The 14663-nt window shown below is 67.2% G+C and carries 11 protein-coding genes; 1 reads left to right on the top strand and 10 read right to left on the bottom strand.

Annotation, left to right across the window (positions count from 1 at the left end; translation table 11 throughout):
- Nucleotides 1-130 precede the first annotated feature (130 nt).
- The 10 genes from prfB to LE197_RS36255 form a co-directional block, all read right to left on the bottom strand.
- Nucleotides 131-1226 (bottom strand): peptide chain release factor 2 gene (gene prfB / locus LE197_RS36300; protein WP_196752314.1). Its coding sequence is split into 2 segments (ribosomal slippage): nt 131-1153 and nt 1155-1226, totalling 1095 coding nucleotides; the frame shifts between segments, so codons are not numbered across the junction.
- Between the two features lie 122 nt (nt 1227-1348).
- A complete protein-coding gene (gene wspR / locus LE197_RS36295) occupies nt 1349-2392 on the bottom strand; it encodes a Wsp signal transduction system regulator diguanylate cyclase WspR (RefSeq protein ID WP_003103734.1) in 1044 nt (347 codons plus the stop codon).
- Nucleotides 2393-2499: 107 nt separating this feature from the next.
- Nucleotides 2500-3507 carry a Wsp signal transduction system protein-glutamate methylesterase WspF gene (gene wspF, locus LE197_RS36290; protein ID WP_003092534.1) on the bottom strand — a complete coding sequence of 336 codons (1008 nt, stop codon included), beginning with the start codon at nt 3505-3507 and terminating at the stop codon, nt 2500-2502.
- Nucleotides 3504-5813, bottom strand: a complete 2310-nt coding sequence (gene wspE / locus LE197_RS36285) for a Wsp signal transduction system sensor histidine kinase WspE (protein WP_003103736.1) — start codon at nt 5811-5813, stop codon at nt 3504-3506. The genes wspF and wspE overlap by 4 nt, the downstream gene beginning before the upstream one ends.
- The gene (locus tag LE197_RS36280) at nt 5810-6499 is read right to left on the bottom strand and encodes a chemotaxis protein CheW (protein WP_003103738.1); all 690 of its coding nucleotides are present in this window, start codon (nt 6497-6499) and stop codon (nt 5810-5812) included. The genes wspE and LE197_RS36280 overlap by 4 nt, the downstream gene beginning before the upstream one ends.
- Nucleotides 6492-7760, bottom strand: coding sequence for a CheR family methyltransferase (locus LE197_RS36275; RefSeq protein ID WP_003122132.1), 1269 nt, complete (start codon nt 7758-7760; stop codon nt 6492-6494). Before LE197_RS36275 ends, LE197_RS36280 begins: the two co-directional genes overlap by 8 nt.
- Entirely contained in the window at nt 7757-8272 is a 516-nt protein-coding gene (locus LE197_RS36270) for a chemotaxis protein CheW (RefSeq protein WP_003106290.1), read from the bottom strand. Before LE197_RS36270 ends, LE197_RS36275 begins: the two co-directional genes overlap by 4 nt.
- 4 nt (nt 8273-8276) lie before the next feature.
- Entirely contained in the window at nt 8277-9905 is a 1629-nt protein-coding gene (gene wspA / locus LE197_RS36265) for a Wsp signal transduction system chemoreceptor WspA (protein WP_003106291.1), read from the bottom strand.
- A gap of 266 nt (nt 9906-10171) precedes the next feature.
- Nucleotides 10172-11791: an MFS transporter gene (locus LE197_RS36260; RefSeq protein ID WP_003106293.1), complete on the bottom strand. Its 1620-nt coding sequence runs from the start codon at nt 11789-11791 to the stop codon at nt 10172-10174.
- Between the two features lie 108 nt (nt 11792-11899).
- Nucleotides 11900-13573: a GMC family oxidoreductase gene (locus LE197_RS36255; protein ID WP_012613667.1), complete on the bottom strand. Its 1674-nt coding sequence runs from the start codon at nt 13571-13573 to the stop codon at nt 11900-11902.
- A gap of 175 nt (nt 13574-13748) precedes the next feature.
- Between LE197_RS36255 and LE197_RS36250 the strand changes: the two genes are divergently transcribed.
- A complete protein-coding gene (locus LE197_RS36250) occupies nt 13749-14654 on the top strand; it encodes a LysR family transcriptional regulator (protein ID WP_003092552.1) in 906 nt (301 codons plus the stop codon).
- The last annotated feature ends 9 nt before the right edge of the window (nt 14655-14663 follow it).

Below are 14663 nucleotides of genomic sequence, written 5' to 3'. Positions count from 1 at the left end.
AACAGGGGCGAAAAGCGTAGCGAACGCCGGCCAGGCAAGGCGGGAAATGGCGAGGACACGGAGTTCACGATCATAAAAAAACGAGCAGTCCGAACCATTTTCCAACGCGGCCTGGCCAGGCGCAGCAGCTTTACAGCCCCTGTTTGAGGCTGGCTTCGAGGTATTCGTCTAGATCGCCGTCGAGCACCTTGTCGCAGTCGCTGCGCTCGATACCGGTACGCAGGTCCTTGATCCGCGACTGGTCGAGCACGTAGGAGCGGATCTGGTGGCCCCAGCCTATGTCGGACTTGGAGTCCTCCAGGGCCTGGGACGCGGCGGTACGCTTCTGCATTTCCAGCTCGTACAACTTGGCCCGCAGCATCTTCATCGCGGTGTCCTTGTTGGCGTGCTGGGAGCGTTCGTTCTGGCACGCCACCACGGTATTGGTCGGCACGTGGGTGATCCGCACCGCCGAATCGGTGGTGTTCACGTGCTGACCGCCCGCGCCGGAGGAGCGGTAGGTATCGATGCGCAGGTCGGCCGGGTTGATCTCGATCTCGATGTTGTCGTCGATTTCCGGCGATACGAACACCGCGGTGAACGAGGTGTGGCGACGGTTGCCGGAGTCGAACGGACTCTTGCGCACCAGGCGGTGCACGCCGATCTCGGTGCGCAGCCAGCCGAAGGCGTACTCGCCCTTGATGTGCACGGTGGCGCCCTTGATGCCGGCGACCTCGCCCTCGGACAGCTCGATGATAGTGGCGTCGAAGCCGTGCTTGTCGGCCCAGCGCAGGTACATGCGCAGCAGCATGTTGGCCCAGTCCTGGGCCTCGGTGCCGCCGGAGCCGGCCTGGATGTCCAGGTAGGCGTTGTTCGGGTCCATCTCGCCGCTGAACATGCGGCGGAACTCCAGCTTCTCGAGGATCTCGCGCAGACGCTCGACTTCGTTGGCAACGTCGTCGACGGCACCCTCGTCGTCTTCCTCGACCGCCATGTCCAGCAGGTCGCGGGAGTCGGCCAGGCCGCTGGTCAGGTCGTCCAGGGTTTCCACCACCTGCGCCAACTGGGCGCGCTCGCGGCCGAGGTTCTGGGCGTATTCGGGGTTGTTCCAGACGTTGGGGTATTCGAGCTCGCGGTTTACTTCGACCAGGCGATCATGCTTCTGATCGTAGTCAAAGATACCCCCGAATGGTCTGGGTGCGCTCGGAGAGGTCCTTGATGCTGTTGAGGATCGGGTTGATTTCCATGGCTGGCGCTCACTCGCGGGAAAACGTCGAAAAGCTGCGAAGTATACTGCACTTGCGCCCCACAGGCAGTACGCCGGCCTCTATTTAATGCCGGCCGGCGACGCATGGCCGCCGCGCGCCGCTCAGCCCGCCGGGGCCGGCGGCACCGGCTGTTCCATCAGGCCGACCTGGTTGCGGCCATTGTTCTTGGCCTGGTAGAGCGCCTGGTCGGCCATCTCGATGAGAACCCGGAAGGTTTGCCCGCCGCCGCCCGGCACCAGGGTGCTGACGCCGATGCTGACGGTCAGGTGCGAGCCCGGGCGTGGCTGGTCGTGGCTGATCTGCAGGCTCTCCACCGTGCGCCGGACCTTCTCCGCCAGCAACCGTGCGCCGCCCGGCGAGGTACCCGGGAGGACCATAGCGAACTCCTCGCCGCCGTACCGAGCCGCCAGGTCCGAGGAGCGACTGCAGCCCTCGCGGATGGCCCCGGCGACCTGGCGCAAGGCCTCGTCGCCGGCGACGTGGCCGAAGGTGTCGTTGTAGCTCTTGAAATAGTCCACGTCGATCATCAGCAGCGACAGTTGCGACTGCTCGCGCAGCGAGCGGCGCCACTCCATCTCCAGGTATTCGTCGAAGTGACGACGGTTGGAGAGCCCGGTCAGGCCGTCGGAGTTCATCAGCCGCTGCAGCACCAGGTTGGTCTCCAGCAACTGCTGCTGGCTCTCGCGCAGCGCCCGATAGGCCTCGTCGCGTTGCTGCAGGGCGATGTACGAACGCGAGTGGTAGCGGATCCGCGCCACCAGCTCGATGGCGTCAGGCAGCTTGACCAGGTAGTCGTTGGCGCCGGCGGCGAACGCCGCGCTCTTCACCGTCGGCTCTTCCTTGGTCGACAGGACGATGATCGGGATGTCGCGGGTCGCCGGGTTGCCGCGGTAGGCAGCGAGCAGCGTGAGGCCGTCGACGCCGGGCATCACCAGGTCCTGGAGGATCACCGTCGGCTTGATCTGGTTGGCCACCGCCACTGCCTGCTGCGGATCGGAACAGAAATGGAAGTCGATGCCCGCCTCGCTCGCCAGTGAGCGACGCACAGCCTCTCCGATCATGGCCTGATCATCGACAAGCAGTACCATGACCGCGCCGTCCAGAGGGGCGCCCAGGTCGGTCTTGCTCTCATGAGGGTTGTGCATGTTTCTCTCCGGGACCGGGGCCCCTCGTATCAAATTGAATGCTGTTCCACGCACCGCCGCGGCGGGCGCCGGCGCCTACCCTGGCGCCTGGCCGGAGTCGAACCCGGCTAATCGAATACCTCCGCCAGGCGCGGGGCGATCTTTTCCAGGGAAAGGATCTGCACCGCTGCATCGATCGCCGCCGCGGCCTTCGGCATCCCGTAGACTGCGCAACTGGCCTGGTCCTGGGCGATGGTGAGGAAACCGCGCTCGCGCATCTGCTTGAGGCCCTGGGCGCCGTCGCGGCCCATGCCGGTCAGCAGCACGCCCACGGCATCGCCACGCCAATAATTCGCCACGCTCTCGAAAAACACGTCGATGGACGGCCGGTAGACGAAAGAACGCGGTTCGGCGGTGTACACCAGCGAACCGTTGCGCAGCAGGCGGATGTGATTGTTGGTCCCCGCCAGCAGGATCTGCCCCGGTATCGGCGGCTCGCCATCGCGCGCCAGGCGCACCGGCAGCTTCGATTCGCTGGCCAGCCATTCGGCCATGCCGGCGGCGAAGACCTCGTCGACATGCTGCACCAGCACCACCGCGGCATTGAAACTGGCCGGCAGTTGCTTGAGCAACACCGCTAGCGACGCCGGACCGCCAGCCGAGGCGCCGATCGCCACCAGACGCTGGCGCGCCCCGCCGGCCTTCGGCGGCACCACCTGGACCTTGCCACGGTTATCGCGCTGGCCGATCAGCCAGCCGACGTTCTGAATCTTGCGCAACAACGGCGCCGCCGCCGTTTGCGGGTTGCCGATGCCCAGCGCCGGCGTGTTCACCGCATCGAGCGCCCCATATCCCATCGCTTCGAAAACCCGGTGCACATTCTGCTCGATATCGACGGTAACAATCACGATCGCGCAAGGACTTTCCGCCATGATCCGACGAGTTGCCTCGACGCCGTCCATCACCGGCATGAGCAGGTCCATCAGCACCACGTCGGGCGTATCGGCGGCGCACTGGGTCACCGCCTCGGCACCGTTGCTGGCGACCCAGACGATCTGGTGCTGCGGCTCGAAGGCCAGCGCGCGGCGCAGCGCCTCGACGGCCAACGGCATGTCATTGACGATTCCGATCCTCAACCCTGTGCTTCTCCGATCAGGACGACGACGGCATCCAGCAAGGCCTCATCGTGGAAACTGGCCTTCGCCAGATAATAGTCGGCGCCGGCGTCGAGACCGCGCCGACGGTCCTCCTCACGATCCTTGTAGGACACCACCATCACCGGCAGCGACTGCAGGCGGCTGTCGCGACGCACCAGGGTGACCAGTTCGATACCGTCCATGCGCGGCATGTCGATATCGGTGATGAGCAGGTCGAAATGCTCCGAGCGCAGGGCGTTCCAGCCGTCCATGCCATCCACCGCCACTGCCACGTCGTAGCCGCGGCCGAGCAGGAGCTTGCGTTCCAGCTCACGCACCGTGAGCGAGTCGTCGACCACCAGGATGCGCTTGCGTTGCGCCCCGCCGGCCTGCCGCCGGCTGCGATCGATGCGCTCCAGGCGGCCGCTGCTGAGCAGCTTGCCGACCGAATGCAGGAGGTCCTCGACGTCCAGGATCAGCACCGGCGAACCGTCGTCCAGCAAGGCGCCGGCGGAAACGTCGCGCACCTTGCCCAGGCGCGGATCGAGAGGCATCACCACCAGGGTACGCTCGCCGACGAAACGCTCCACGGCGACGCCGTAGACCGCATCGCGGTCGCGCACCACCACTACCGGGATGGCCCCTTCGGTGCGGCTGCTCTCGGGCCGCTGCAGCAGTTGCGCAGCCGAAACCAGGCCGACATGGCGACCCTCGTACCAGAAGTGCTGGCGACCTTCGAGCTGGACGATCTCCTCCGCTTCCAGCTCGCACATGCGCTCGATGTGCGCCAGCGGGAAGGCGTAGGCCTCCTCGCCGATCTCCACCACCAGGCTGCGCACCACGGACAGGGTCAGCGGCACCTCGACGTGAAACAGCGCTCCCTGCCCCTGGCGTTGCTCCATGCGCACGCCGCCGCGCAACTGGCGGACCATGTGCTGCACGGCGTCCAGTCCGACGCCGCGACCGGACACCTCGGTGACCTGCTCGCGCATGCTGAAGCCGGGCAGGAAGAGAAACGCCAGGAGTTCCTCCTCGCTCAGTTGCGCCACGGTCTCGGCGGTGGCGAACTGGCGATTGAGCACGGTCTCGCGCAGGCGCTGCAGATCGATGCCGCCGCCGTCGTCGCTCAGTTCCAGGACCAGCATGCCGGCGTGGTGGCGGGCGCGGATGGTGATCCTGCCCTCGGCCGGCTTGCCGGCGGCGAGGCGGGTTTCCGGCGCCTCGATACCGTGATCGACGGCATTGCGTAGCAGGTGGGTGAGCGGCGCTTCGAGTTTTTCCAGGACATCCCGGTCGACCTGGGTGCTTTCGCCCTCGACCAGCAGGCGCACCTGCTTGCCCAGCGAGCGGCCCAGGTCGCGAACCATCCGCGCCTGGCCGCTAAGGACGTCGGCGAATGGCCGCATCCGCGAGGCCAGCGCCGCGTCGTAGAGCACCTGGGCACGCTGGCCGCCCTGCCAGGCGAACTCGTCGAGATCGGCGATGTGCTGCACCAGCATCTGCTGGCATTCGCCAATCAGTTGCCGCGCCTCGCCGAGCATGGCCTGGGCCTGCGGGTCGAGGGCGGTTTCCTGGACCGTCTCGCGTACCACGTCGAGCGCGCGGCTGGCGCTGGACTGCAGGCGACGCAGGCGTTGCAGGGAATCGGCCAGCGGCTTGATGCGCTGGAACTCCACCAGCGACTTGCTGGAGATATCCAGCAGCCGGTCCAGGCGTTCGGCGGTGACCCGCAGGACCCGGCTGCGGCGCTCCTCGGCCTGTTCGCCGCCCGCCTGCCCGGCGGGCTCCTCGTCGTTGTCGTCGCTGGCGGCCGCTGACGCCGCTGGCGGCGCCTCGGGGACCGCTTCCGGCAGACCGGGAGTCGTCGCCGGCAGCTCCGCGCGGGCCAGCGGCAGGCCGCTGCGCACCAGGCCTTCGAGGCGCAGCACCAGGCCGTCGATCTCTTCCCGCCCGGCGCCTTCGGCCCAGCCTGCGTCGCCGGCTGGCGGGGTGCCAATACGCAGCAACAGGTCGCAGCCCTGGAGCAACGCATCGATATGTTCCGATTGCAGGAGCAGGCGTCCGTCCTGCGCCTCCACCAGGCAATCCTCCATGACGTGCGCCACGCGCACGCCGGCGTCCAGCCCGACGATCCGCGCCGCGCCTTTCAGCGAGTGCGCGGCGCGCATGCAGGCTTCCAGTTGGTCGGCCTGGGTCGGGCTGCGCTCCAGCGCCATCAGGCCGGCGTTGAGCACCTGGGTCTGGGCCTCCGCCTCGAGCCGGAACAGCTCGAGCAGCGACGCGTCTCTCATCTGGTCCGGGGTCATGCCAGGCTCCGCGCTACGGCTTGCAGGAGAGGGCCTTCGTCGAGCAGGGTGATGCTCCGCTCGCGCCATTGCAGCACGCCGGCCACGTGCCGGCGCGAGGCCTGGCCGTCGGCGTGGTTGGGCGGCAGTATCCGCGCCAGCGGAATCGCATGGATGCCGTCGACTTCCTCCACCGGCGCCACCACCGGACCGCCGGCGGCGGAAATGATCAGCATGCGCGGAACCACCCGGCGCTCGCTGACCGGCGCGGCGCCGGGTTCGAGATCCAGCAGTTCGCCGAGGGAAAGGCAGGCGACCAGCGCGCCGCGCACGTTGGTCACCCCTTGCAGGGCGCGCGAGCGCTGGTGCGGCAGGGAATGGATAGGATTCATCGGCGCCACTTCCACCAGGCTGCCGGTGGCCAGGCCGAACCACTCTTCGCCCAGGCGGAACACCAGGATCGAACGCGTCTCGCCGAGGTCGCTCTGTTCGCGCTGGCTGTCCATCGTTTCGGCGCTGTCGAGCTGGTCCTGGCGCAGGGCGATGCGGTCCAGCAAGTAGGTCGCCGCGGCAGCGTAAACCTCGCAGTTGCGGCAATGGACATGCTCGGCCAGGCGTTCGCAGGACTTGTCGCCATGCACGCCGATGCGGTTCCAGCAGTCATCCACCTGTTGGGTATCGAGCAAGGTCAGGCTCGCCTCAACCATCTTTGTTCACTCCACGGGCCGCACGTTGCTGCAGGCGCCGGGCGCCGGCATGGTCGCCGCGAGCGGCGAGCAGCGCCGCCAGGTGCGCCAGCGCCTCGGCGTGCTGCGGCTCCAGGTACAGGGCCTTGCGGTAGAAATCCTGGGCTTCCTGCTCCTGCCCGGCGACATCGCTGAGCAGCCCGAGCCAGTAGAAGACCGTGGCCGACGGCCCACGCGCGGCCAGTTGGCGCTCGCAGGCGGCGCGCGCCTCGCGGTGCTGGCCGGCATCCGCCAGGCGGGCGATTTCGTCGAACTCGCCGACGGGACTGGCGAGGGGCTGGCCGCTGGCTGGCGGAACCAGGCTGGACAGCCGCTGGCGCGGTTTCGCCGGTGGCGGCGGCGAAGGCCGAATACTCGCACGCTCCACGGCGGCGGCAACGACCGGGCGCGCTCCGTCGCTCACCGCTTTGGGCCGCGCGCCGCGGGGCGCCTCGCTGGTCCGGCGGAACACGAAAGACAGCGGCACGCCGATCGGCTGCATGCCGTGCTGGCTGAGCAGGCTCGCCTCGGCCGGACCGATGAACATCGCGCCGTCCGACCGCAACAGGCGCTTGAGCACCTCGACCACCTCGCTCTGGGTCGGGCGGTCGAAATAGATCAGCAGGTTGCGACAGAACACGAAATCGTAGGGTGCCTCGCCCGCCAGTAGCCCGGGATCGAGCAAATTGCCGCAGCGGAAGCGCACCTTGCGGCGAACCTGCTCGGCCAACTGGTAGCCCTCGGCAACCTCGCTGAAATGGCGGTCGCGAAACCCCAGTTCGTCGCCGCGAAAGGAATTCCTGCCGTACACCCCGAGGCTGGCGCGCTCGATCACCCGAGCGCTGACGTCGAGGGCGTCGACCTCGAACAGGTACTCGGAGAGCCCGGCATCGAGCAAGGCCATGACGATGGAATACGGCTCCTCGCCGGTGGAACAGGGCAGGCTGAGGATCCTTAGCGCGCGTCCGCCGCCCAGGCTCGGCAGGCGCTCGAAGGCCAGCCTGGCGAGGGTGGTGAACGACTCCGGGTAGCGGAAGAACCAGGTCTCCGGCACCACCACCGCTTCGATCAGCGCCTGCACCTCGCCCGGCGAGCCGTTCAGGCGCATCCAGTATTCGTCCTCGTCGTGCAGCGCGAGGCCGCTCATGCGCTGGCGTACCGCGCGCTCGATCACCGCGCTGCCCACCGAGCTGGCATCCAGGCCGATCCTGCTCTTGAGCAGGCGTTCGAAGCGATCGTTCATGCCGTCCCCTCGCCGCACTCCGGCGGGAACAGCAGGGCGCGCACTTCGTCGGGCAGCAATGCCTCGACCCGCACCCATTGCACCAGTCCCCGTGGTCCTTCATAGACCGGACCGAGATAGCGGGCCCCGCCGTTGTCCAGGCCATAGTCGCGGAACGCCGACGGTTCGCAGCGCAGGGTATCGGTGGCCTGTTCGAGGATCAGTCCGAGCCAGACCGGCTCCCGGTCCTGGCGGGCGCGGTATTCGACCAGCACGATGCGCGTGCTGGTGCGGGCCAGCGCCGCGCGGCCGAAGGCCATTGCGCAGAGGTCGAGCACCGGGACCAGGACGCCGCGATGGGAGAACACCCCGGCGACCCATTCCGGCGCCTCCGGAATGCGCTTCAGGCGCAGCAGCGGCAGCACTTCGACCACTTCGCGGGCATCCAGGGCATAGCGGTCGCCTTCCATACGGAACAGCAGGAACAGCTTGCTGGTGCGTCGATGATCGCCGGTGGAGCGGGACACGGTCACAGCCTCAGACTTTGAAGCGGGATACGCCGTTGCGCAGCCCGTTCGCCACCAGGTTCAGCTCATCGATGGCGAAGCTGGCCTGGCGCAGCGACTCCACGGTCTGCCCGGTGGCCTCGCCCAGTTGCACCAGCGCCTGGTTGATCTGCTCGGCACCGGTAGCCTGGGCCTGCATACCCTCGTTGACCATCTGCACCCGCGGCGCCAGCGCCTGCACCTGCTGGATGATCTGCGACAGTTGCTCGCCGACCTGGCCGACCTCGGCGATACCGCGGCGGACCTCCTCGGAGAACTTGTCCATGCCCATCACCCCGGCCGATACCGCCGACTGGATCTCGCGCACCATCTGCTCGATGTCGTAGGTGGCGACCGCGGTCTGGTCCGCCAGCCGGCGCACCTCGGTGGCCACCACGGCGAACCCGCGGCCGTACTCGCCGGCTTTCTCCGCCTCGATGGCGGCGTTCAGCGAGAGCAGGTTGGTCTGGTCGGCGACCTTGACGATGGTGGTGACCACCTGGTTGATGTTGCCGGCCTTCTCGTTGAGGATCGCCAGCTTGGCGTTGACCAGGTCGGCCGCACCCATCACGTGGTGCATGGTTTCCTCCATGCGCGCCAGGCCCAATTGGCCGGAACCGGCCAGGGTCGACGTCTGCTCGGCGGCGCCGGAGACTTCGCTCATGGTCCGCACCAGGTCGCGCGAGGTGGCGGCGATCTCGCGAGAAGTGGCGCCGATCTCCGTGGTGGTCGCGGCGGTTTCGGTGGCGGTGGCCTGCTGCTGCTTGGAGGTCGCGGCGATCTCGGTGACCGAGGTGGTGACCTGCACCGAAGAACGCTGGGCCTGCGACACCAGGCCCTTGAGCTCTTCGGCCATGCCGTTGAAACCGGTCTCGATGGCGCCGAATTCGTCACGCCGGCCGAGGTTCAGGCGTGCGGTGAGGTCGCCACCGGCCATCAGGTCGAGGCTGCGGACGATCTTCTGGATCGGCTGGGTGATCGCCCGCAACAGCAGGAACCCGCAGATGCCGGCTACCACCACCGCCAGCAGCAGGGTCACCAGCATGCTCAGTTCGGCATCGTCCACCGCGTTTACGATGTTGTCCGAGGCGCGGTCGGCGATGTCCTTGTTCAGCTCGATCATCTCGTTGAGGTACTTGCGGCCCTCGCGCCAGTGCTCGGTCAACGGGCCGGCGACGAGCTTGCCGGCTTCCTCGAAGCGCTTCTCGCGGTAAAGCTCGAGCACCTTGTCGTGCTGCTCCAGGTAGTTCTTGCGCACGGCCTGGAAACCGGCGAGCAACTCGTGGTCGCGGGCCTCGTCCGGGTTCATGGTCTTCTGGTAGGAGGCGATCTGCTGGTCCAGGCGCTCCTCGCTGGCGAGGATACTGTCGGCCTCGGCCTTGCTCAGCTCGTGGTCGTCGGTGATGCCGAACAGTTCCTGGGTCTGCAAGTAGTTGTCGGTCCACGAACTGCGTACCAGGGTGATGAAGTACATCCCCGGCATGGCGTCGTCCTGGACACGGTAGGCGCCCTTTTCCACCGTCAACATCTTCACGTACGCAGTAGCGGCCATCAGCAGCATGATCGCGATGATCACGGCGAAACTTGCCAGGATTCGCTGGCGAACAGTCCAGTTCTTCACATTTTTCCCCAAGACTCGAGTCCGGATTCGTTCCTGCCGCCACAACGGCCCGTCAATCGCGCGGACTGTATAGGCCGTCCCCGGCACCGGCAAGCAGCGCCATAGGGTTTTCCCGCTATTGTAGGCGCTGGAAAGGCGTTTTTTGACGCCAGAAGTGTGGCAGAAAGAGAAAGAAAGAAAACTGGCAAGCCAGACTTTTCTGAGAAGACAGGCTCATCACGGAGGGAATGTGCGCCCCGTCCCCATGCCGGGAACGGGGCGCGATTTCACCGGTGGATGTCGGTATGGCGGGTTTCGCGGAGGAACAGCAAGGCGCAGACCAGGCTACCGCCGGTGATCAGCACCGGATACCAGAGGCCGTAGAAGATGTCGCCGGTGTACACCACCAGGGCGAACGAGACCGTGGGCAGGAAGCCGCCGAACCAGCCGTTGCCGATATGGTACGGCAGGGACAGCGAGGAATAGCGGATGCGGGTCGGGAACAGTTCGACCATCAGCGCCGCCAGCGGACCATAGCAGAGGGTGGAGATCAGTACCAGAGCGAAGATGATGGCGATCACCATCGGCTTGTTCACCTGGCTGCCGTCGGCCTGCTGCGGATAGCCTGCCGTCTTCACCGCGGCCGCCATCGCTTCGGCGTCGAAGCCGGCGATCTCGGTCTCGCCGATCCGCACCCTGACGTCGCTGCCGGCGGGCGCCGCCACCGTCGAGTAGGGCAGGCCGGCCTTGACCAGGAAGGTCTTGACCTTGTCGCAGGGGCTGTCGAAGGTCGCCTTGCCTACCGGGTCGAACTGGAAAGTGCAGGTCGCCGGGTCGGCCACCACGCTGATCGGCGACTGCCGGCTGGCCTGGTCGATGGCCGGGTTGGCGTAGTGGGTCAGGCCCTTGAACAGCGGGAAGTAGAACAGCGTGGCGAGCAACAGTCCGGCCAGCAGCACCGGCTTGCGGCCGATGCGGTCGGACAGCCAGCCGGCGACGATGAAGAACGGCGCGCCAAGCACCAGGGCGACGATCAGCAGACCGTTGGCGGTGCCGCCATCGACCTTGAGCACCTGGGTAAGGAAGAACAGCACGTAGAACTGCGCCGTGTAGAAGGTCACCGCCTGGCCGGCATTGATGCTGAACAGCGCGGTCAGCACCACCTTCAGGTTGCCCCACTGGGTGAAGGACTCGCGCAGCGGCGCCTTGCTGACCTTGCCCTCGGCCTTCATCTTGAGGAACGCCGGCGACTCGCGCATGGACAGGCGGATCCAGGTGGAGATGCCCAGCAGGACGATGGACAGCAGGAATGGCAGGCGCCAGCCCCAAGTCTCGAACTCGTCGCCGGTCAACTGGCGACAGGCCAGGATCACCAGCAGCGAGAGCAACAGGCCGAGGGTCGCGGTGGACTGGATCCAACTGGTGTAGCTACCGCGCTTGTTCGCCGGGGCGTGCTCGGCGACATAGATCGCCGCGCCGCCGTACTCGCCACCCAGGGCCAGGCCCTGGAGCATGCGCAAGGTGACCAGGATGATCGGCGCGGCGACCCCGATCGAGGCATAGGTGGGCAGCAGGCCGACGGCGAAGGTCGACAACCCCATCAACAGGATGGTCACCAGGAAGGTGTACTTGCGCCCGATCATGTCGCCCAGGCGGCCGAACACCAGCGCGCCGAAGGGCCGCACCAGGAAGCCGGCGGCGAAGGCCATCAGGGCGAAGATGAAGGCCGTGGTGTCGTTGACGCCGGCGAAGAACTGCTTGCTGATCACCGCCGCCAGGGCGCCGTAGAGGAAGAAGTCGTACCACTCGAAGACCGTGCCCAGCGAGGAGGCGAAGATCACCTTGCGCTCCTCCTGGGGCGTGGTCGCAGGCACTGTGTAGGAAGGGGTCGTTGCGTACTCGGTCATTGCGGCTCTCCCGCCCCTTGTGGGGGCTCTTATTGTTGTCTGCCATTTCCGTTTTCAGCGTCGACCGCTGCGGCGCCGGGCGCCACGCGATACGGGGTGTAGCGATCCTCAGGCCTCCACCGCCTCCTTGCCGCCGGCCGCCATGGCGCTTTCGACGACCTGCGGCGCGGCCTCGCGGCGGCGCTCGGCGAGAATCATCTGCGCCGCCTTCTCGGCGATCACCAGCACCGGCGAACAGGTGTTGCCGGAGGTCAGGCTGGGCATGATCGAGGCATCGGCGATGCGCAGGCCGGGGATTCCGTGCACCCTCAATTGCGCATCCACCACCGCTTGCGGCCCCTGGCCCATGCGGCAGGTGCCGGCAGGGTGGAAGATGGTGGTGCCGATCTCCGCCGCAGCGCGCTGCAGATCCTCTTCGCTGCGGTATTCCGGGCCGGGCTTGTATTCCTGCGGACGGAAGGCGGCCAGCGCCGGTGCGGCGGCGATGCGGCGGGTCAGGCGTATGGCGTCGGCGGCGACCTTCAGGTCGCGCGGATCGCTCAGGTAGTTGGGCTGGATCGACGGCGCCTCGCCCGGGTCGAGCGAGCGGATGCGCACCGTCCCCCGGCTGTGCGGGCGCAGGTCGCAGACCGACGCGGTGAACGCAGGGAAGGCATGCAGCGGCTCGCCGAAGCGATCCAGCGAGAGCGGCTGGACATGGTATTCGAGGTTGGCCGAGGGCTGCTGCGGATCGGAGCGGGCGAAGGCGCCCAGTTGGCTCGGCGCCATCGACAACGGCCCGCTGCGGCTCGCCAGGTAGCGCAGGCCCATGCCCAGCTTGCCCCATAGGCTGCCGGCGATCTGGTTGAGGGTGGGAACGCCGTCGACCTTGTAGATCATGCGCAGCTGCAGGTGATCCTGGAGATTGCCACCGACCCCGGGCAACTCGTGGACGACCCCGGCGCCGAGCCGCTCCAGCAGGTCCCGCGGGCCGATCCCGGAGCGTTGCAGCAGGCACGGCGAACCGATCGCGCCGGCGCTCAGGACGATCTCGCGGCGCGCCTCGAAGCGCTGCTCGCGGCCCTGCCAACAGACCGACAGGGCCCTGGCGCGGCCGTCCTCGAGGAGCACTCGCTGGACTTCGGCATGGGTCAGAACCGTCAGGTTGGCGCGCTGGGCGATGCCGCGCAGGAAGCCTTTCGAGGCATTCCAGCGCACCCCGCCGCGCTGGTTGACCTGGAAGTAGCCGCAGCCTTCGTTGTCGCCACCGTTGAAATCCTCGACGCTGGCGATGCCGGTCTGCGCCGCCGCCTGCTGGAAGGCATCGAGCAGCTTCCAGGAGAGCCGCTGGCGTTCTACCCGCCATTCGCCGCCGGCGCCGTGCATTTCGCTGGTCCCGGCGAAATGGTCCTCCATCCTGCGGAACAGCGGCAGCAGCTCTCTCCAGCTCCAGCCCGGATTGCCTTCGGCCACCCACTGGTCGTAGTCGCGGGCCTGGCCACGCATGTAGATCATGCCATTGATCGAGGAGCATCCTCCGAGCACCTTGCCGCGCGGGTACTTCAGGGAACGACCGTTGAGCCCGGGGACCTCGTCGGTGTCGAAGCACCAGTCGGTACGCGGGTTGCCGATGCAGTAGAGGTAGCCGACGGGAATGTGGATCCAGGGATAGTTGTCCGGGCCGCCGGCTTCCAGCAGCAGGACACGGTTGGCAGGGTCGGCGGAAAGCCGGTTGGCCAGCAGGCAGCCGGCAGGTCCGGCGCCAACGATGAGGTAGTCGTAGGTATCCAGTACCTCGGGCATGGCGAGCCTCGTCTTGTCATTCTTGTGATGGGCCGTCGGACCTGCGGATGACCGGCAAGTCTCGAACGGCTTGAGGCTAGTCGTTCATTCGCGATAAAAAAACAAACGTTTCGGGGCAGCTATTGTTCGTTTTCTAACAGCCCCCCCCCCCTCGGCCCGGCAGAAGGCGCTCCCCATGTTCGACTGGAATGACCTGCGTTTCTTCCTCGAGTTGCAGCGCAGCGGTCGCCTGCTGACCGCCGCCAAGCGTCTCGGCACCACTCACGCCACGGTGGCCCGGCACATCGAGAACATCGAGCGCGACCTCGGCACCCAACTGTTCGCCCAGCACACCGGCGGCTACCAGTTGACTCCGGCCGGCCAGGCGCTGCTCAAGCACGCCGAGGCGATGGAGAACACCGCGCTGCTCGCCCAGGAAGAAATGAGCCAGAGCATCTCGCCGCTGGGGCAGATCCGCATCGGCGTCACCGAAGGCCTCGGCAGCGTCTTCCTCGCTCCGCGCCTGGCGCAATTGATGCGCCACTACCCGGGCCTGGAGGTCGAGCTGGTCTCGGTGCCGCGCTTCGTCAGCATCACCAACCGCGAAGCGGACATCGCCATCTCCCTCGACCGGCCGAGCGCCGACCTGGTGATCACCCGCCTGCTGACCCGCTATCGCCTGGCGTTGTTCGCCAGCCCCGCCTACCTGGAACAGGCGCCGCCGCTGCGCGACCGCGACGACCTCGGCAGGCACCAGTGGATCGGCTACGTCGACGACCTGCTGTTCAGCCAGGAACTGATGTTCCACCACAGTTTCTGCCGCCACCCGCAGGTCGTGTTCCGCAGCACCAGCGTGGTCGCCCAGCAGCAGGCGGCACAGGCCGGCATCGGCCTGGCGATCCTGCCGCACTTCATGGGTAGCCGCGATCCGTTGCTGGTACCGGTGCTGCCCGAGGAAAGCATCCAGCGCGAGTACTGGATGAGCACCCGGCGGGAACTGCACCGCTCGGTGCGCCTGCGGGTGGTCTGGGACTTCCTGCTGGAGCTGTGCCAGCGCGAGCGAGAGGTTCTGCTCGGCCCTTCGGCAACGCCGCCGCCATGATGGCGGCGG

Origin of the sequence: Pseudomonas sp. PS1(2021), assembly GCF_020405165.1 — a bacterium.
In the GTDB taxonomy this organism is placed as follows: domain Bacteria; phylum Pseudomonadota; class Gammaproteobacteria; order Pseudomonadales; family Pseudomonadaceae; genus Pseudomonas; species Pseudomonas aeruginosa.
Note: the sequence above shows the minus strand (reverse complement) of the source record. Positions and strands in the feature narration are given on the sequence as shown.

Bases quoted from the DNA above. Each gene is read 5' to 3' on its own strand.
- LE197_RS36250 (WP_003092552.1), top strand. From the start codon at position 13,749: ATGTTCGACTGGAATGACCTGCGTTTCTTCCTCGAGTTGCAGCGCAGC.
- LE197_RS36255 (WP_012613667.1), bottom strand. From the start codon at position 13,573: ATGCCCGAGGTACTGGATACCTACGACTACCTCATCGTTGGCGCCGGA.
- wspR (WP_003103734.1), bottom strand. From the start codon at position 2,392: ATGCACAACCCTCATGAGAGCAAGACCGACCTGGGCGCCCCTCTGGAC.
- LE197_RS36280 (WP_003103738.1), bottom strand. From the start codon at position 6,499: ATGGTTGAGGCGAGCCTGACCTTGCTCGATACCCAACAGGTGGATGAC.
- wspE (WP_003103736.1), bottom strand. From the start codon at position 5,813: ATGACCCCGGACCAGATGAGAGACGCGTCGCTGCTCGAGCTGTTCCGG.
- LE197_RS36260 (WP_003106293.1), bottom strand. From the start codon at position 11,791: ATGACCGAGTACGCAACGACCCCTTCCTACACAGTGCCTGCGACCACG.
- LE197_RS36275 (WP_003122132.1), bottom strand. From the start codon at position 7,760: ATGAACGATCGCTTCGAACGCCTGCTCAAGAGCAGGATCGGCCTGGAT.